This window comes from Streptomyces gottesmaniae (genome assembly GCF_031845845.1).
In the GTDB taxonomy this organism is placed as follows: Bacteria; Actinomycetota; Actinomycetes; order Streptomycetales; family Streptomycetaceae; genus Streptomyces; species Streptomyces akebiae.
Genome location: NZ_JAVRFJ010000043.1, coordinates 1 through 18,180, shown reverse-complemented (window position 1 = coordinate 18,180; position 18,180 = coordinate 1). Strand labels below are relative to the sequence as shown.

The 18,180-nt window shown below is 69.3% G+C and carries 13 protein-coding genes, 1 tRNA gene and 1 pseudogene; 8 read left to right on the top strand and 7 right to left on the bottom strand.

Translation table 11 applies throughout. The features are described from left to right. Positions 1-159: 159 nt before the first annotated feature. The 7 genes and pseudogenes from RM704_RS36170 to RM704_RS36140 all read left to right on the top strand — a co-directional run. Positions 160-1,182: a glycoside hydrolase family 6 protein gene (locus RM704_RS36170; RefSeq protein WP_052146435.1), complete on the top strand. Its 1,023-nt coding sequence runs from the start codon at positions 160-162 to the stop codon at positions 1,180-1,182. A gap of 744 nt (positions 1,183-1,926) precedes the next feature. Further along, positions 1,927-2,874: a 2,3-diaminopropionate biosynthesis protein SbnA gene (gene sbnA, locus RM704_RS36165; RefSeq protein ID WP_033531185.1), complete on the top strand. Its 948-nt coding sequence runs from the start codon at positions 1,927-1,929 to the stop codon at positions 2,872-2,874. Positions 2,875-3,017: 143 nt separating this feature from the next. Further along, entirely contained in the window at positions 3,018-4,025 is a 1,008-nt protein-coding gene (gene sbnB, locus RM704_RS36160) for a 2,3-diaminopropionate biosynthesis protein SbnB (protein WP_033531186.1), read from the top strand. 23 nt (positions 4,026-4,048) lie between these two features. Then, entirely contained in the window at positions 4,049-6,055 is a 2,007-nt protein-coding gene (locus RM704_RS36155) for an FAD/NAD(P)-binding protein (protein ID WP_052146436.1), read from the top strand. Next, a complete protein-coding gene (locus tag RM704_RS36150; protein ID WP_052146437.1) occupies positions 6,052-6,990 on the top strand; it encodes a homoserine O-succinyltransferase in 939 nt (312 codons plus the stop codon). The genes RM704_RS36155 and RM704_RS36150 overlap by 4 nt, the downstream gene beginning before the upstream one ends. A 2-nt stretch (positions 6,991-6,992) precedes the next feature. Beyond that, positions 6,993-7,628, top strand: coding sequence for a LysE family translocator (locus RM704_RS36145; RefSeq protein ID WP_033531187.1), 636 nt, complete (start codon positions 6,993-6,995; stop codon positions 7,626-7,628). Positions 7,629-7,695: 67 nt separating this feature from the next. After that, positions 7,696-8,634 (top strand): annotated as a pseudogene (locus tag RM704_RS36140) (hydroxyacid dehydrogenase); the annotation flags it as partial. Positions 8,635-8,770: 136 nt separating this feature from the next. On the opposite strand, the gene glxA reads toward RM704_RS36140, so the two are convergent. The 7 genes from glxA to RM704_RS36105 form a co-directional block, all read right to left on the bottom strand. After that, positions 8,771-10,708, bottom strand: a complete 1,938-nt coding sequence (glxA, locus tag RM704_RS36135; protein WP_033531188.1) for a radical copper oxidase GlxA — start codon at positions 10,706-10,708, stop codon at positions 8,771-8,773. Then, positions 10,705-12,702, bottom strand: a complete 1,998-nt coding sequence (locus RM704_RS36130) for a glycosyltransferase family 2 protein (RefSeq protein WP_033531189.1) — start codon at positions 12,700-12,702, stop codon at positions 10,705-10,707. The genes glxA and RM704_RS36130 overlap by 4 nt, the downstream gene beginning before the upstream one ends. A 487-nt stretch (positions 12,703-13,189) precedes the next feature. Next, positions 13,190-13,266 (bottom strand) — tRNA-Lys (locus RM704_RS36125). Between the two features lie 63 nt (positions 13,267-13,329). Continuing rightward, positions 13,330-13,773 carry a hypothetical protein gene (locus tag RM704_RS36120; RefSeq protein ID WP_033531190.1) on the bottom strand — a complete coding sequence of 148 codons (444 nt, stop codon included), beginning with the start codon at positions 13,771-13,773 and terminating at the stop codon, positions 13,330-13,332. A gap of 49 nt (positions 13,774-13,822) precedes the next feature. Beyond that, the gene (locus tag RM704_RS36115; RefSeq protein WP_033531191.1) at positions 13,823-14,458 is read right to left on the bottom strand and encodes a hypothetical protein; all 636 of its coding nucleotides are present in this window, start codon (positions 14,456-14,458) and stop codon (positions 13,823-13,825) included. 75 nt (positions 14,459-14,533) lie between these two features. After that, a complete protein-coding gene (locus RM704_RS36110; RefSeq protein ID WP_033531192.1) occupies positions 14,534-15,169 on the bottom strand; it encodes a hypothetical protein in 636 nt (211 codons plus the stop codon). 2 nt (positions 15,170-15,171) lie between these two features. Continuing rightward, positions 15,172-15,609 (bottom strand): hypothetical protein, encoded by a 438-nt coding sequence (locus tag RM704_RS36105; RefSeq protein ID WP_033531193.1) that lies wholly within the window; start codon positions 15,607-15,609, stop codon positions 15,172-15,174. Positions 15,610-16,534: 925 nt separating this feature from the next. On the opposite strand from RM704_RS36105, the gene RM704_RS36100 reads away from it, so the two are divergent. Continuing rightward, a complete protein-coding gene (locus RM704_RS36100; protein WP_033531194.1) occupies positions 16,535-18,130 on the top strand; it encodes a peptidoglycan-binding protein in 1,596 nt (531 codons plus the stop codon). Positions 18,131-18,180 lie beyond the last annotated feature (50 nt).

The following is an 18,180-nucleotide window of genomic DNA, read 5'->3' as shown; positions in this document are numbered from 1 at the left end:
TGACTCTCTGTCATGGGGACAGGTGGTGGCGGTGCGGGGGTGTTCAGGGCCCTGCCTGCCCGGGTGTTGGCGCTCGGCGGGTGGTGATGACCTCGTGGGCGAGGCGGGACTTATGTCAGGATTGGGGCTTACGACACGGTGCACCCAAGGGGGAGTTGGATGTACGGCAGCAGGGGGGCCGGGTTTCGGGCGTCCGTGGCGGTGGTGGGGATGGCGTTACTGATCGCCGGCTGTTCCGGGGGGGACGACGGTGACGGCGAGAAGGACCGAGCCTCCGGTTCCGGCATCACCCAACAGCCGAACGGCACGGACCCGTTCTGGGTCAATCCGGAGGGGAACGCGGCGGCGCAGGTCGCCGCCTACGAGAAGGCCGGCAAGGACAAGGACGCCAAGCTGATCCGCAGGATCGCCGAGCAGCCGACCGGCGAGTGGATAGGCCCGGAGAACCCGGAGCAGGAGGCCAAGGGCTTCACCGAGGCCGCGGAGAAGGCCGACCGGGACGCGGTCCTCGTCCTCTACAACATCCCGCACCGCGACTGCGGCCAGTACTCCGGCGGCGGCGCGGCCGACGGGGACGCGTACCGGGCGTGGATCGACGGCGTGGCCCGGGGCATCGGGGACCGTCCGGCCACGATCGTCCTGGAGCCCGACGCCGTGCTCCACGTGGTGGACGGGTGTACGCCGGAGGAGTTCCACGAGGAGCGGTACGACCTGTTGAAGGGCGCGATCGAGACGCTGGGCGCGCTGAAGAACACGAAGGTGTACCTGGACGCGGGCAACGCCGGCTGGGGCGACCCCGACGAGATCTACGACCCCCTCAAGTGGGCGGGCGTCGAACAGGCCGACGGCTTCGCCGTCAACGTCTCGAACTTCTACACCACCGAGGACTCCATCGCGTACGGCAAGCAGCTCTCCTCGAAGATCGGGGACAAGCCCTTCGTCATCGACACCAGCCGCAACGGCAACGGCCCCTGGAGCGAGGGCGACGAGGACGAACGCTGGTGCAACCCGCCGGGGCGGGCCCTCGGGGAGACCCCGACGACGAAGACCGCGGACCCTCTCGTGGACGCGTATCTCTGGGTCAAGCGCCCGGGAGAGTCGGACGGGGAATGCAAGGGCGGGCCGAAGGCGGGGGAGTGGTGGCCGGAATACGCGCTGGATCTGGCCAGGGCGTCCGGATGACGATGGTGGCCCACGGACTTAGGCATGCCTATGCTGACCGTTAACGCTGTTGTCATAGACCGGTCACGGATAGTGGGCTAAGGTTTCTTCAAGATCACGGATGGGCGCCTCGGGCGCCGTCCGTGACGCAAGGGCAACACGGTTGCCGCCAACGGGGGAAGGGGAAAGGCGTGCACGTCACGCGTGCGGTTGCCGCACCGAGGGAATGCCGCTCCGGGCCATCGGGGGCCTCGGTCCGCGAGCAGACGGACTATCACTTAGCCTCAGTCGTCGCCCTGTCGGCAGGGCGGACGGAACTCCGTCTTCGTCGCGGTGATCACCCCTCGACCTCTCGCCCGACGTCGGCGACCCGTCTCGTCCGGGAAGGCCCTTCCGCCGCCGCCCGGACCGGTTCCTGTCCGTCCGGGCGATGTCGGGCGCACCTCCGGCTCTGTCGTGCCGGTCCACTCTCCGGTGCGCCGGGCGCCATCGACGGCTGAGACCGCGCCCTTCTGACCTCTGAAGCGGAGGGGGCAACGGCACTCCGTCGGCGCACCCGCTCCGGATCACCTTCGCGCCACCTCCACGTCACGTCCTACGACGACCATGCGCGCAATCTTGGCATGCCCATGTCCGAAAACGGTCCATGGGAGTCCACAGTCATGCCCATGCCGCGTCCGGGGCGTCGCAGCCGTGCCGTGGAGGCAGCCATCGCACGCACTCGTACCACCTCCGTCACGTTCAACCCGTTTCCGAAGGTGCTCGATGATCTTTCGTAATGCGTATGACCTGGTACTCGACGACCTCTTCCTCGACCTGAGCGGCTTCATCGGCGAGGTCGACCTCACGCTCAAGATCGAAGGACTCAACCCCGCCGGGTCCATCAAACTGAAGGCGGCCGTGGGCCTGCTGGAGGACCTGGAGAACCGCGGCGTACTCAAGCCCGGCGGCCGGGTCATCGAGTCGTCCTCCGGCAACCTCGGTATCGCGCTCAGCTCGGTCTGCGCGGCCCGCGGTTACCGGTTCACCTGCGTCGCGGACCCCAACACCGCGACCATGAGCATCCGTCTGATGCGGGCGTACGGCGCCGAGGTCGTCGTCGTCGACCGCAGGGACGCCAACGGCGGCTTCCTCCAGTCCCGGATCGACCACATCCACGCCCGGCTGCGCGAGGACCCGGGCCTGGTGTGGCCCAACCAGTACGCCAACGAGGCCAACCCGCGCGCCCATTACCGGCGCACCGCCCCCGCCCTGCTCAAGGAGCGCGAGGTCGACGTGCTCTTCGTGGGCGCCGGCACCACCGGCACGCTCATGGGCTGCGCCGAGTACTTCCGCGAGTACTCGCCCGAGACCCGTGTCGTCGCCGTCGACACGGTCGGCTCGGTCACCTTCGACTCTCCTCCCGCCCGACGGCACATCCCCGGCCTGGGCACGAGCCGGCGTCCGGAGATCTTCCGTGACGGGCTCGTCGACGAGGTCGTCATGGTGCCGGAGTCCGAGGCCGTGCGCATGTGCCGACGGCTGGCGACCGGACGGGGCGTCCTCGCCGGCGGCTCCACCGGTTCGGTGCTCGCCGCCGTCGCGGCCAGACGTCACGACATCCCCCGGGGCGCGTCGGTGGTCGCCATCAGCCCGGACCTCGGCGAGCGCTACCTCGACACGATCTACGACGACGCCTGGGTCGACGAGCGCTTCGGTGCCGTCGACGACTGACCGGGAGGACGGCGTCGCCTCACCGTCGCGTGGCCTCACCGTCGCGTGGCTCGCGGCTCTGTCGCCCCGCGGCTCCGTCGCCCCATCAGCCCACGGCGTCCTCGCCCTCTCGCGCAACCTGACCAGCAGTTGAAGGAGTCACCATGTTCGAATTTGATGTCGTCGGCGGCCGTACGGTCCAGGACATCGTCCGGGACAGCCGCCAGGACATCGTCCGGGTCGTGCGCGACACCTATCTCGCCCACCACGCCGGCCGTTCCGTGAACCCGGACAGCTACTTCCTCCGCTTCCCCGAGAAGCCGGGGGACCGGATCATCGCCCTGCCCGCCTACCTCGACGGCGAGCGCGAGGTCGCCGGCATCAAGTGGATCGCGAGCTTCCCGGCCAACATCGAGCGCGGCATACCCCGGGCCTCGGCCACCCTCGTCCTGAACGACGCCACGACCGGCTACCCGTTCGCGCTGCTGGAGGCCTCGCAGATCAGCGCCGCCCGCACGGCCGCGTCGGCCGTCCTCGCGGCGAACGTCCTCGCCGAGGGACGCCGGGGCGGCCGGCTCGCGGTCGTGGGCGCGGGCATCATCGCCCGCAACATCCTGGAGTTCTTCCACGCCGAGCAGTGGTCGTTCGAACAGGTGGCGGTGCACGACCTGAGCCAGGAGTACGGCAGCGCGCTGGCGGCCCACGCCACCGAGCGGCTCCAGTACCCGGCGTCCTACGCCGGCACCCTCCAGGAAGCCGTGTCCGGCGCCGACCTGGTCGTCTTCGCGACCACGGCCGGGGAGCCGTACGTCCTCGACACCGACGCCTTCGCCCCCGGGCAGATCGTCCTCAACATCTCCCTGCGGGACATCGGACCCGAGATCATCGCCGACTCCTACAACGTGCTGGACGACGTCGACCACTGCCTCAAGGCCGACACCTCACCTCATCTGGCCGAACAGAAGTACGGCAACCGGGACTTCATCACCGGCACCCTCGCCGAGGTGATCAACGGGGAGGCCACGGTCGGCACGGACAAGCCGGTCATCTTCTCCCCCTTCGGCCTGGGCGTCCTGGACCTCGCCGTGGGGCTCGAAGTGCACCGCGTGGCCGCCGAGTCCGGCCGCGTCACCGCCATCGCCGACTTCTTCGGGGAGACCGAGCGGTGGTGACGACTTCCTCCCGGACAACTCCCTTGCAGGCAGAGCCCGTTCAGACGACGGCGGTTCGGACGACGGCGGTTCGGACGACGCCGGTTCGGCAGACCCCGGTCACGGGCACCATCGGCATCATCGGGCTCGGCTCGCGCGGCATCGGTGTCCTCGAACGCCTCGTCACCCTCGCCGCCCGGCCGGACCGGGCGGGCCGCCGGCTCGTGGTCGAGGTGATCGACCCCGACGGCAGCGGCGTCGGCATCCACGCCGTGGACCAGCCCGACCACCTGCTGCTCAACACCGTCTGCGCCCAGGTGAGCCTCTTCCCCGAAGAGGCCACGGTGGGCGCGGCCGTCGGTGACCGAGGCCCCGACCTCTACGAGTGGGTGACGGCCCGCGGTCTGAAGGTGGCCGAGGACGGCCACACGCTCGGCGCCGAGGGCCGGCCGGTGCGCCCGGACGACTTCCTGCCCCGGCGGGTGCTCGGCGAGTACCTCCGCTGGTTCCTGCGGCGCCTCCTCGACCGCGTCCCCCAGAACGTGGAGATACGGTTCCACCGCGCCACGGCGACCAGCCTGTCCGCCGGCCCGGACGACTCCCGGCTGATCACCCTGGACAGCGGCGAGACCCTGCGGGTGGACACGGTCTTCCTCACCACCGGCCACACCCCGCCGGCCGCCCACGACCCCGGGGCGCCGGGAGCGTCCCGGCGGATCCACGAGATCTACCCGCCCGCCCGGGCCTTCGAGGACGTCACCGCCGGCCAGACCGTGGCCCTCGGCGGCACCGGCCTGTCGGCCATGGACGTCCTCGCGTCGCTCACCCTCGGCCGGGGCGGCCGGTACGAGGCCGTCGAAGGCGGCCTGCGCTATCTGCCCAGCGGACGGGAACCGAGCATCCTGCTGTTCTCCCGCACCGGCATCCCCTTCCGGGCCCGGCCCGCCGACAACCGCACCGACGGACCGTACCGGCCGGTGGTGTTCACGCCCGAGACCCTCGACCGTCTCCGGGCCGCCGGGGGCGACCGCCCCCTGGACCTGCACGGCGACCTGCTCCCCCTGATCCGCGCCGAGATGCGCGGCGCCTTCCACCGGCGCGGCGCGGCCCTCGCCGGGGGAACCGACGCCGAGCGGGCCCTGACGGAGCGGCTCCGCGCGGCGGCGGACGAGGGAACCCTGGACGACGAGCTGAACGCGCTGGACCTCGCACACGCCGAGCGGTTCGGCCACTTCGACCCGCAGGAACTGCTCTTCCCCGACAGCGCCGAGTTCGACTCCGCCGACGCCTACCGCAAGTGGTACGAGGAGCGGCTGCGGTCGGACCTGGTCGAGGCGCGGCTGGGCCTCGGCGGCAGCCCCACCAAGGCGGGCCTCGAAGTCCTGCGCGACCTGCGCGACGTCGTCCGCCACGCCGTCGACTTCGGTGGCCTGGACGAGCCCTCCCACGACGAGTTCTACGGCTCCTTCACCGCCACGCTCAACCGCTCGGTGACGGGCCCCCAGCTCGACCGGCACGAGGAACTCCTCGCCCTGCTGGAGGCCGGGATCGTCAGCGTGCCCTTCGGGCCCGCGCCGCGCGTCGAGTGGGACGGGACGGTGTGGCGGATCTCCTCCACCCGCCTCGGCACCGCCCACGCCGCACCGGCGGACTGGCTGGCGTACGCCACCTCGGGCCAGCCCGACGTGGAGGCGACCGGCAGCCCGCTGCTGGCCGGTCTCATGGCGAGCGGGCGTATCCGCAGGCACCGTCCGGGGGCCCTCAGCAGCCGCGGGGTCGACATCACGGTGGACCAGCATCCCGTCGGCGCCGACGGACGACCCGACCGGAAGGTCCGCGTCCTCGGCCCGCTCTGCGAGGGGGCCACCTTCTACAACCACTACGTGCCGTCCCCCGGGGGCCGCAACCGCGCGCTGGCGGACGCCGACCGGTGCGTCACCGCCGTACTGGCCGAACTCGACGCCGTGGCCGCCGCCGTGACCGAGACCGTGAACCAGACCGTGAGCGTGAACCAGACCGAGACCGAGACCGCCGGGAGTCCCGCACCGTGACCCTCATCGTCCCCACCCCGATCGACGCCGTCGACCGGCTCGCCGCCGAAGGCGTCACCGTCACCGTCGAGCCGCGCGGCACCGCCCCCGCGACCCCGGCCGTCGAACTGGCGATCCTCAACCTGATGCCGGACAAGCCGGTCACCGAGACCCAGTTGCTGCGGCTGCTGTCCGGCGCCGGGCTCCCCGTACGCGTCACCCTCCTGCGCCCCCGGGACCACGTGTCCAGGAGCACGCCCGAGGCGTACCTGAAGGAGCACTACCTGACGCACGAGGACGTCGCCGACCGTCGTTTCGACGCCCTGGTCGTGACCGGCGCCGCCGTCGAACTCCTCCCCTTCGAGCAGGTCACGTACTGGGACGAGCTGCGCGGCATCATGGACTGGGCGCAGGAGCACGTCACCTCGGCCCAGTACGTCTGCTGGGGCGCCCAGGCCGCGCTGTACCACCGCTACGGCATCCCCAAGCACGAGCTGCCCGCCAAGCTGTTCGGGAACTTCCCCAACCGGCTCACCGACCCCTCCTGCCCGCTGCTGGCGGACATCGAGCCGGTCGTCGCGGTGCCGCAGTCGCGCCACACCGAGAACCTCCGCGCCGACTTCGAGAAGACCGAGGAGCTGCGGATCCTGGTGGAGTCGCCGGAGTCCGGGGTGCACATCGCGGTCGGCCGGGAGGGCCGGGAGCTGTATGTCTCCGGGCACCCGGAGTACGACCCCGACACCCTGCTGCGGCAGTACCGGCGCGACGCGGCCAAGGGCGCGGACATCGCCCTCCCGGTCAACTACTTCCCCGACGACGACCCGTCCGCCGCGCCCGTGGAGAACTGGCAGGCCCCCGGACGGATCTTCTACCGCAACTGGCTGCGCGGCCTCACGCGTGACGGAATCCCCCTGGCCGAGATCACCGGGGTCACGGCCGAGAAGACAGGAGTGTAAGCGTGTCAGTCCTCCAGGCACTGGTCTCGTTCGCCCTGGTGTCAGCCCTGCTGGTGATCATGCCGGGCGTGGACACCGCGCTGGTCATCCGCAACACCGTCGCGCGCGGTCGGCTCCACGGGTTCATCACCGGCGTGGGCGTGGGCGTCGGCGCCGTCATGTGGGGCGCGGCCATCGCGGTCGGCGTCGGCGCGCTGCTCGCCGCCTCCGAGACGGCGTACACCGTGTTCCGGATCGTCGGCGCCGCCTACATGGTCTGGCTGGGCATCGGACTGTGGCGCTCGGCGCGGGCCATCGGCGCGGCCAAGGAGGGCGACGCCGACCTCGAACCGGAGGCCGCCTCGCTGTGGCGCTCCTTCGGCCGGGGCATGCTCAACAACCTCGCCAACCCCAAGGTCGGCGTCTTCTACGGCGCCACGATCCCGCAGTTCATCCCCGAAGGGGTCTCGCCCGCGCTCATGGGCACCGCGCTGGCCGCGGTCAACGCGCTGGAGGCGGTGATCTGGTACGGCCTGATCAGCCTCGGCGCCCATGGCCTGCGCACCTGGATGCGGCGCCGTTCGGTCCGCCGCAACGTCGACGCCACCGCCGGCACGGTCATGATCGCCTTCGGTATCGCGATGGCCGTCCAGAGCTGAGCCGCGGCTCCCCACCCCGCGTGCACCCGGTCCGAGCCCAACAGCCCCCACCCCTAGGGAGAATCCGATGTCTTCCCGTGTCGTCCTGGTCGCCGACCCCCTGCCGGCGGCCGCCCTGGAGCGCTTCGGCCCCGGGTTCGAGGTGCGCCACTGCGACGGCGCCGACCGCGCGCGGCTCCTGAGCGCGGTGGCCGAGGCCCACGCACTCCTCGTCCGCAGCGCCACGACGGTGGACGCCGAGGTGCTGGCCGCGGCTCCCCACCTCGCCGTCGTCGGGCGGGCCGGGGTGGGCGTCGACAACATCGACGTCGCCGCCGCCACCGAGGCCGGCGTCGTGGTGGTCAACGCCCCGGCCGCCAACGTCGTCAGCGCCGCCGAGCTGACGTGCGGGCTGCTGCTGGCGGCGGCCCGCGACATCCAGGCGGCGGGCCGGGAGCTGAGGTCCGGCGTCTGGCGGCGCGCCACCCATGTCGGCACCGAACTCGCGGGCAAGACCCTGGGGATCGTCGGGCTCGGCCGGATCGGTCTGGCGGTGGCGCGACGCATGGCCGCCTTCGACATGACGGTCCTCGGCCACGACCCCTACGCCACGGCGGAGACGGCGGACCAGCACGGCATCAAGCTCGTGCCGCTGGACGAACTGCTCTCCCGGTCCGACTTCATCACCGTCCACGTGCCGAGGACGCCGAAGACCGTGGGCCTCATCGGCGAGGCCGAACTCCGCCTGGTCAAGCCCACGGCCTACCTCGCCAACGTCGCCCGCGGCGGCATCGTGGACGAGGCGGCCCTGCACACGGCCCTGCGGGAGTCCCGCCTCGCCGGCGCGGCGCTGGACGTCTTCGCCGACGAACCGTGCACCGACTCCCCGCTCCTCGCGCTCGACGAGGTGACGGTGACCCCGCACCTGGGCGCCAGCACCCGCGAGGCCCAGGAGCGGGCGGCGACCGACGCCGTCCGCGCGGTCCTGCAGACCCTCTCCGGCGAACCCGCTCCCGAGGCCCTGAACGCCCCGCGCTGACACCCGGCCCCGCTGGGGAACGCGAGAACCCCAGGTCCACGACCTGGGGTTCTCGGCGTCCGTCGAACCAACCGAACTCCGTCGAACTGCCCGAAGTAACCGAACTACCCGAACTCCACGGGTCCTACGGCACCTTCACCCACCGGGCCTCGCTCGGCGTGCCCGCGTCGTCCGTCACGAACAGCATGTACCAGCCCGACTGCACCAGATTCCGGTTCTTCGGCACGGTCACCGTGATCTCGTCCCCGGTCACCTCGAAGTCCACCTCGATCGACTTCTGGTCCACATCGGTCACATGCGTCGACGCACTCGGCCGGATCAGCCGCGCCGACTCGATCGACGACGCGTGCCGCGTACCGAACGTCGTCTTCCCGCCCCGCGCGACCGTCTTCGGCCCTCCGGTCAGCGTCGGCCGCGCGTCCTGGAAGAGATACGGCGGCGTGTAGATCTCGATCCGCTGCTCGAACTCCCCCGGCTTGGTGTTGGCCCTGTCGGAGTACAGGGAGTCCGACCCGAAGAACACGACCCGGCCGTCCGGCAGCAGGATCGACCCGGAGTGGTAGTTCCGGCCCACGAGGGGGTCGGCCACCCGGCGCATCTGCCCCGTCCTCGCGTCGTACAGCCGCGCTTCGAGGATGTTCGAGTCGCCGCGCCCCCGGTAGTCCTCCGAGCCACCGGAGATGAGGACCGTGTCGTCGGGCAGGATCGAGGCCTGCGGGTACCGCGTGCCCTTCGCCAGCCGCGGCCCGTCCACGAACCGCGGCCGGTCGGCCAGCAGATCGATCACCCGGGTCCGCTTGCTGGACCGCTCCGACTCACCGACCCCGCCCCCGCCGATGACCATGTACTTCTCGTCCTGCGCCGGAGGCAGCAGCACGGTCCCGGCGGTCTCCAGCAGCTTGCTGTCGCTCATGCCGGGGACCTTGGTGAACTTGTTGCTCTTCAGGTCCCAGATCCCGGGGTCACGCCCGATGTCGTCCGGCCCGTACCCCGCGTTCGCGCCCGAGTAGAACAGCTTGCCGTTCTGCATCAGGGAGATCGCGGGGTAGGTCGGGAACTGCTGGACGTCCTTGGTGTACGTCCACTTCCTGGTCTCGGGGTCGTAGATCTCGTTCTTGCCCGGGACCAGCTGTCCGATCTCGTCGAGGCCGGACAGCGACAGGACGGTGCCGTCCGACAGGGTCGTCAGCGTCGGGTACCAGCGCGCCTCGTTCATCGGGTCGACCTTGATGTACTTCTCGGCGACCGGATCGAACTCGTAGGCGTCCTTGATCCCCTGGAAGTCCTTCTTGTCGAGGGCGAGTTTCTGCGCGATGCCGTACGTGTTCCGCGCGTCCTCGCCCTTCAGGCCGACGACCTTGTAGTTGTCCTCCGTTCCCGTCTCGTACCTCTTGCCGCTGCGCTCGGCCTCGACATAGGCGCGGGCGATCCCCGGCTTGTTGCCGGTGAACTTGCCGGTGTCGGGGTCGAAGGTCTTGACGGCCTTCTCGAGCTCGACGGTGTCCTTGAGGACGAACGTCTTGCCGTTCGCCTTGCCGACGAACCTGGTCCCCGCCTTCAGCTTCATCCCCTTGTCGGGGTTCTCGTTGTGGATGATCATCAGGCCACCGGCCTTGGTGACATCCCCCTTCAGCTTCTCGTAGCGCTTGGTGCCGCCGGCGATCAGCAGATTGCCGTTGGACAGCTGGGTGTGCCCCGTGCAGAACAGGTCGGCCGGGGTCGGCACCCGCTTGATCGTCTGCTTCACCGGGTCCCAGACACGGGTGTCGAACTTCTTCTTGTCGAAGTTCTCGGCGTCGTTCCCCGAGCCCGCGATCAGCAGGATCTTGCCGGTGTGCAGCAGCGCGGCATGGATGGTGTTCTGCCGGTACTTCTCCGGGAACTCCACGATCTGCCAGTGGCCGTTGTCCGCCTTGTACTCGGGTCTGCTGATCTTGTACTCGTGGTACTTCTCGGTACTGAAGCGGTACACCCACGGCCCGTTCATCCCGGCGAGCGCGAGGACCACCGCCGCGCCGATCGCGAGGCGACGGGCGCGGCGGCGGCCTGCACGGTCCTTCATTCCTTACGTCCCCCAAGTCCGCCCAGGGCGATCTGCATGGTCTGGTCGCTACCCCCGCCACCCGACCCGGACGCCGCCCAACTCGGCTTGTGCTGGGGAGCGTGGGGCGTGTGTGGGGCGTGCGGTGCGGGGTGTGGCGCGAACGGTGCGGGAGCCGCCTCGGGCGGCGCCACCATGGACCCTTGCAGTTCGGCCGCGGCGGCGGCCTTCTTCCTGTCCTGCCGCAGCATGTAGCGCCAGGCGAAGATGGGGAGGGCGGTGATCATCATGGCGAACGTGGCCCAGATGATCATCGCGGGGTGCGCGTTGCCGAAGACGAACCCGGCGGCGATGGAGGCACCGAAGATCCCGATGAAGTACCAGTGGTACCGGAAGGTGCCGAACCACCGGTCGGGGCTCGCCGAGTCCCCCTTGGGCGTGACCACGAACTTGCTCTTGCGGCGCAGCGCCGAGTCGATCAGCGCCTTCGCGTAGAGCGGTGCCGACAGCGCGGACATCACCATGCCGGCCACGCCGCCGGAGCCCTCCGGCTCGTGCGGGGAGACGTTGTGCCGGCGGTTCCAGACGTACAGGCCTATCTGGAGGGCCGAGGCGTTGCCGTAGAGCATCAGCCACACCACCGGGTCGATGTTCACACCCGACGCGCCGAGACCCAGGAACAGGGCACAACTCAGCGCCGCCAGGATCCAGTTGAGCGCCGACATCGGGTAGAAGATGATCATCATCGTGTAGTTGAAGAGCTTGGTCGGCGGCAGGGAGTACCAGCCCTTCCAGTACTGCTTGAGGATCGTCTCGTACGTACCGCGCGACCAGCGCATCTGCTGGGTGAAGAAGTCCGTCCAGGCGCTGGGCCCCTCACCCACCGCGAGGACGTCCGGGGTGTACACCGAGCGCCACTTCTTGCCCGTCGCCGGGTTCTTGTGGCGGTGGATCTCGAAACCGGTGGCCATGTCCTCGGTGATCGAGTCGTACAGCCCGCCGATCTGCTTGAGCGCCTTGATCCGTACGGCGTTGGAGGTGCCGACGAACATGGGGGCGCCGTACTTGTTGCCGGCGCGCTGGATCAGCGCGTGGAACAGGAACTGCTGGGACTCGGCGGCCTTGGTGACGAAGTTGTCGTAGTTGCCGTACACCTGCGGGCCGATGACGAAGCCGATGTTCGGGTCCCGGAAGAAACCGAGCATCCGCTCCAGGTAGTTGGGCAGCGGGATGTGGTCGGTGTCGACCGAGGCGAAGAAGTCGTAGTCGTCGCCGTGCGCGTCGAGCCAGGCGTTGTAGTTGCCGTGCTTGGTCTTGGCGCGGTGCGGGCCCGTGGGCTGGTTCCACTTCGCGATGCCCTTGCGGGAGAAGTGGTGCACGCCCAGGCGCGCGCAGACCGCCTTCACGTCCGCGTCGTCGCCCTCGTCGAGCAACCAGACGTGCAGAAGCCCGCGGTGGCGGAGCTTCACCGCGGCCTCCAGGGTCTTCGTCACCATCTCCAGCGGTTCCTTGCCGGGCACGAAGGAGGTGAGGAAGGCGACTCTGGTGCCGGTCTCGGGCACCACCGGGACCGGGTCGCGGGCGACCAGGGTGGCGTGCGCGTTCGACAGCACGTTCATGCAGCGGAAGAACTCGATCAGGCCGATCGAGACCAGCATGACCATGTCGAGGGCGGGCAGGAACTCGTACTCGACGTAGTCACGCTTGGTCCAGTGCTCCTGCTGCAGCAGCCAGGCCAGCAGGACCAGGGAGAGCAGCGGCGCGGCGGCCAGCATCAGGGCGACCCTGAGGCGGTGCGGCTCCTGGGAGATCAGCGACCGGTACTGCACCGTGTACGGCTTGGTCGGGTCGGGTTGGGTGAGCGGGCCGGCGAGGCGGCTGTAGTGCTCGTAGTCGTATCTCGGAAGTGTCTTCCTGAGTGTGCGAAAGGCTCCGGTGCGGTGCGACGGCACCTTGAGCCGGGTCGTTTCAGATGGGTCGTGGTTGTGCCGGGCGCCCGTCGGCGTCGACGTCATGAGTTATCCCCCCGCACACACTTCGAGTGTGTGTTCGTCGGTCTTTCGTCCGAATCGGTCCCCCTCGACCGTTACGGACGCATCAGTGGGTCATCGTCACCATGTGATCTACACCATGGAGACACGGGACGACGACCATCCGGTTGCATTGATGCCCCCTCGGCATCTTTTGTGCCTGAGCGCGCGCGGCGCGTGCCTCGTCGGGAGCCCAAGATCCCCATCCCTAGGGCGTAAACCGCCCAAGGCTCCCCAACCGCCATGTATCCGCAGTCTCTTACGGCCCAGGGTTCTATGGTGTTCATCTTGATCGCAAGATGCGAAACACGGCGTTTACCGGTCATACGCGGTCAATGGGGCATCGGTGGAGGAACTGTGGGAAGCGAGAGGGGGGTGCGCGAGGAGTGCGGGGGAGTCGAGAGGCGTGTGCGGGGCGATACGCACATGCGGAGAGGCCCCTCGCGATCCACTCGCGAGGGGCCTCTCCGGATGGTGCGCCGCCAGGGACTCGAACCCCGGACCCGCTGATTAAGAGTCAGCTGCTCTAACCAACTGAGCTAGCGGCGCGCGAGAAGAACTTTACCGGAGCGGCGGGGGTGCTCCCGACCACGGAGCACCCCCGCCGAGCCGCTACTTGTACCAGTACTGACTGATCGTGCGGCCGTTCACCTGGAACGTGTTGTCCGCCCGCTGCATGCTCAGGCAGACGTCGTCGCCGTACTTGGCGTTGAACAGGTCCTGGGAGTACCACTCACAGGTCACGTTCTGCAGTCTCTGCCGGGCGCCCCAGGTCACGCCGAGCCGTGTCAGCTCGCTTGGCGGGTTGCCGACCTTGTCGGTCCGGTCGATGGCCCGCTGGCAGGCTATGCCGTCGCTCTTGGGCACCTCGATCACCCTGGACCAGAGCACTTCCTGCTGGCCGTTGTTGTAGTAGCCCTTCCAGTAGTTCCCACAGATCCGGGAACCCGACTGGGCCTCGGCGGTGCCCGGGACGGCGATCGCGAACAGTGCCCCGGCCGCCACGGCGGCGGCCGCCAGCTTCGCCGTGCGCCCCTTCACGCGTGTGATCCTCATAGGTGCCTCCTTCTCTCGATGCGGGTGCCTTGACGGATGAACTGCCGGATCACATACGGCCGTTGACGGCGTAGCCGACCTTTTCCTTCTCGAACACGTTGCGGGTCCAGTTGCCGAAGCGGACGTTTCCGTTCCATTCGTAGGTGGTGCCGCCGCGGCAACCGCGGTTGGTCTTCACCCAGCCGCCGGAGAAGTCGCCCTGGGTCCAACGGCGGACCGCGACCTGAATGGGCTGCGCCACGTCACCGCCGTTGAGATGCACGGTCCAGGTGAAGTTGGTGCTGATCTCCGTGGTCTTCTGATAACCGCCGACCAGCGGAAGCACGACGTTGTACCACTTCTTGGAGGGCGAGCTGGCGTTACCGAGATCGGTTCCGCCGCCGACCGCCCAACCGGTGTTCGTGGTCTTCGACTTCGACCACGCGTAGTCGCAGGTCCGGTTCCGGGGGCACTGGAACTCGGTGCCGCGCCATACCCAGTCGTCCCAGGTGTTGCCGGCCCGCTGCCGGGTGACGGAGCGGGTGACGTTGCCGCCGCCGGTGCCGGGGACGATCTGCGCGCCGTCGGAGTAGCTCTGGCTGAAGCACTGGGTTGCCGCGCTGGCGGTGCCCTCGGTCGTGGCCACCGTGGCGACGGCGAGAGCCCCGCACATCAGCATGCGATGCCACATCACTTTACCGGGCATAATCGTGTCCTTTCCTGGAGGATGATTTACCGCGCGAATGTCGAGCTGGGGGAGGGGGAATGGGGAGCGGGCCGGTCACATGCGGCCGTTGACGGCGTAGCCGACCTTTTCCTTCTCGAACACGTTCCGGGTCCAGTTGCCGAACCTGAGATTCCCGTTCCATTCGTAGACGGTGCCGCCCCGGCAGCCCCGGTTCGTCCGGACCCAGCCGCCGGAGAAATCGCCCTGGGTCCAACGGCGGACCGCGACCTGAATGGGCTGTGCCACGTCACCGCCATTGAGGTGGACGGTCCACGAGAAAGTGGTGTTGATCTGGGTGGTCTTCTGATAGCCCACGATGAGGGGAATCAGGAAGTTGTACCACTTGCCGGACGGTGAACTCGTGTTGCCCAGATTGGTTCCGCCGCCGACCGCCCAGCCCGTGGTGGTCGTCTTCGACCTCTCCCACGAGTATTCACAGGTACGGCCCCGGGGGCACTGGAATTCCGTGCCCCGCCACACCCAGTCGTCCCAGGTGTTGGCGGCCCGTTGTCGTGTGATGGAGCGGGTGACGTTGCCGCCGCCGGTGCCGGGGACGATCTGCGCGCCGTCGGAATGGCTCTGGCTGAAACACTGGGTGGCCGCGCTCGCGGTCCCTTCCGAACCGACCACCGTCGCGAGGGCGAGCGCCCCGCACATCAGGACGCGCTGCCACATGGCGCCACGACGCATGGTCAGTAGACCTGCGACCACTCGGCGGGCGTGCGGTTCGCGACCTGGCCGATCAGGTCGACCCGGTTCATGTTCAGGCACGGGTCGTTGCCGTACTTGTCGTTGAACAGGTCGCCGGCGTCCTCGCAGGTCCAGGACCGGATGGGCTGGCGGGGGTTCCAGGTCACCTTGCCGTAGCCCGGGAGCTCCCGGCCGTTGATGCTGTTCGTCTTGTCGATGACACGCAGGCAGATGCCGAAGTCGACCTTGGGCACCTCCAGGACCTTCGCCATGATCCCGACGGTCTTTCCGTTGGCACGGGCCTCCCAGTAGTTCCCGCAGATACGGGAGCCCGACTGGGCCTCGGCCGTGCCGGGCAGCGTGACGGTGGTGGCCGCCGCCGCTGTGATCACAAGAGCGGCCAGGACCGCCTTGCGCTTGAACGGGAGTGCAATCGCCATTGATCTCTCCTTGGTGTTCCCGAAAACAGCCCTCCGGGGAGGGCGGAATTCGAGGTGGGGGGGTGGTCGGGAATCAATATGGAGCCGCTCCGAGGCGAAGTCAAGACTTCAAGAACTTTTCTCGGGAGGCTTTTCCGGGCGCCGAGACCATTCCTTTTTCGGGCAGGCGTGAGCGCCCCTTTCGCGCCTGCGGAAAAGCGGCATGAGGCGAAGGAAGGGGTTACGAAAGAGGAAGGTGGGCGTGCGAGGGAAGCGGGAGTGGATGGGGGGTGATGAACGGCTCCCAAAGAAGGTGGGGGGTCTTTGGAGATGGTTCCGTGAACGCGCAGAAGGCAACGACGGAAGAAGCGCGACATCGAAGGCGGGTGGCGCTTTTGGAGTGCCTGCCCGAAACCCCCGTGCCCCGCTTTTTCATGTGAAGAAGTCGTGCAGGACTGGTCAAGACCTGCGGGGAGACTTCTTCGTGGTCAAGCGGCTCTGGTTCAGCGCTGATCATGCAGCCGGTGGGGTCGGCCGTCAAGATCGCGCGTGAACGGATTCTATGAACGAAACTCTACCGGCGGGTCACTTACCGACTTTAGTGAACTGCTCGGTAACTACGCTCCATGGAAAGGGAGTTGCCCGTTCTCGATGAACCGTCACGAGGGGGGAACAGATGTTCGCGACGTGCTGCGGTCGCCGGCCGAACGGTCGGCGGCGGGGTCCGCGATCGCCGCCGACGGAAGTGAGCCCGAACCCCGCCGGGCCGGCGCCGGCGCGGGGAGGCTCTCGGAGCGGAGCGGAGCGGAGCGGGGCGGGGCGGACCGGGGCGGGCAGGGCCGGGTACATCATTTGGACCGTCAGCATGCGACACCGGAGAACAGTTGAGAAACTGACGGGCGTGCAGAAGCGTGGAATTCTTCGGTCGGTTCGCGAGGGGAATCGTATGGAGACTCCGGTATTCGAGGAGATCGATCCGGGGGCCGATTGCGATTGCCCCGGCTGTGTCCACTGGCGGCGGGTCATGCCGTACTCGACCCAGTACGCCCATCTGAGTCACCCGGCGGCCAGGACTGCCAGGAACGCCCTCGTGGTGGCCACCGCCGCCGGTGCGGCACTCGGTGCGGCGCATGCCGTACCCGCGGTCGCGGCGGCCCACGGCCCGGCCGGTCCCGGTGTCGTTCCCGCAGGTGAGGAGCCGAAGACCCCCCAGGGGAAGAAGGCTCCGCTGCACGGCCCGGGCGGACGTCCGGCGGGCGGGGAGAAGCCGCCGAAGGGGGTGACGACACCGCCCACCACCCGCGCCGAGATCATCGAGCGGGCCGAGAAATGGATCGCCGACGAGGTGCCGTACAGCATGCGCGAGTACTGGTCCGACGGTTATCGCCAGGACTGCTCGGGGTTTGTGTCGATGGCCTGGAACCTCCCCGGGAACGAATGGACGGGAAGTCTCGACAAGTTCGCGCAGCGGATTTCCAAGGACCGGCTGGAACCCGGAGACATGCTGCTCTTCCACAATCCGAAGGACCCGCACCGGGGTTCGCACGTCGTCCTCTTCGGCGGCTGGACGGACCACACGGAGACCCACTACATCGCCTACGAGTCGGCCCGCCCGTACGCCCGCAGGCAGGCCACCCCCTACGGGTACTGGAACAACGCGACCCGCTACGTGCCGTACCGCTACAAGGGGCTGATCCCGGACGGCGCGGGCTCCTCCGGCGACGGGACGGACGCCGCCAACGGCTCCGACGACTCCGACGGCTCCACCGGCGGCTTCGAGGGCGCCGGCGCACCCGCCGCCCCCGCGGACAGGCCCGGCGCGAAGGGGTCCGCCGGGGCGTCCGGTGGCGACCGCTTCCCCGGCGCCGCGGCCTTCGGGCCCGGGGCACGGAACAAGCACGTCGCCCGGCTGGGGCAGATGCTGGTGGCGCGCGGCGGGGCCCGCTTCTACACCGACGGTCCGGGGCCGATCTGGTCGGACGCCGACCGCAGGGCCACCCGGGCGTTCCAGCGGGCGCAGGGCTGGTCCGGCCGTCACGCCGACGGTATTCCGGGCCCGTTGACCTGGTCGTACCTGGTCACCGGGAGGGGCAGGGACATCCCGCCGGCGCCGGCCGGGAGCCCCGGCCCGAAGGGCACACCGGCCATCCCGCCGAGGCCCCCCGTCGTGCACCGGCCGACGGGGAGGCCGGGAGGCCCGGGCCCGTCCGCCTCGACCGGCTCGCCCGTCAGGCCCGGCACCCCAGAGGCGCCGGAGACCCCGAAGTCCCCGGCCGCCCCCGTGACACCCGCCTCGCACGGTGTCCTCGGCTACCCGGGGCGCGCCATGTTCCGGCCGGGCGCGGACAACGTGTTCGTCACCCGGCTGGGGAAGCGGCTGGTCGAGAAGGGGTTCGGCAAGTACTACACCTCGGGTCCGGGACCGCGCTGGGGCGAGTCGGACCGGCGGAACGTGGAGGCGTTCCAGCGGGCCCAGGGGTGGCGCGGCGGCGCGGCGGACGGCTACCCGGGCCCGGAGACCTGGCGCCGCCTGTTCTCCTGACGCCCTCACCCCCGCCTCTCACCCCCCGCCTCTCGCCCCCACCTCTTACC

Bases quoted from the DNA above. Each gene is read 5' to 3' on its own strand.
- RM704_RS36170 (WP_052146435.1), top strand. From the start codon at position 160: ATGTACGGCAGCAGGGGGGCCGGGTTTCGGGCGTCCGTGGCGGTGGTG.
- sbnA (WP_033531185.1), top strand. From the start codon at position 1,927: ATGATCTTTCGTAATGCGTATGACCTGGTACTCGACGACCTCTTCCTC.
- sbnB (WP_033531186.1), top strand. From the start codon at position 3,018: ATGTTCGAATTTGATGTCGTCGGCGGCCGTACGGTCCAGGACATCGTC.
- glxA (WP_033531188.1), bottom strand. From the start codon at position 10,708: ATGAAGGACCGTGCAGGCCGCCGCCGCGCCCGTCGCCTCGCGATCGGC.
- RM704_RS36130 (WP_033531189.1), bottom strand. From the start codon at position 12,702: ATGACGTCGACGCCGACGGGCGCCCGGCACAACCACGACCCATCTGAA.
- RM704_RS36120 (WP_033531190.1), bottom strand. From the start codon at position 13,773: ATGAGGATCACACGCGTGAAGGGGCGCACGGCGAAGCTGGCGGCCGCC.
- RM704_RS36115 (WP_033531191.1), bottom strand. From the start codon at position 14,458: ATGCCCGGTAAAGTGATGTGGCATCGCATGCTGATGTGCGGGGCTCTC.
- RM704_RS36110 (WP_033531192.1), bottom strand. From the start codon at position 15,169: ATGCGTCGTGGCGCCATGTGGCAGCGCGTCCTGATGTGCGGGGCGCTC.
- RM704_RS36105 (WP_033531193.1), bottom strand. From the start codon at position 15,609: ATGGCGATTGCACTCCCGTTCAAGCGCAAGGCGGTCCTGGCCGCTCTT.
- RM704_RS36100 (WP_033531194.1), top strand. From the start codon at position 16,535: ATGGAGACTCCGGTATTCGAGGAGATCGATCCGGGGGCCGATTGCGAT.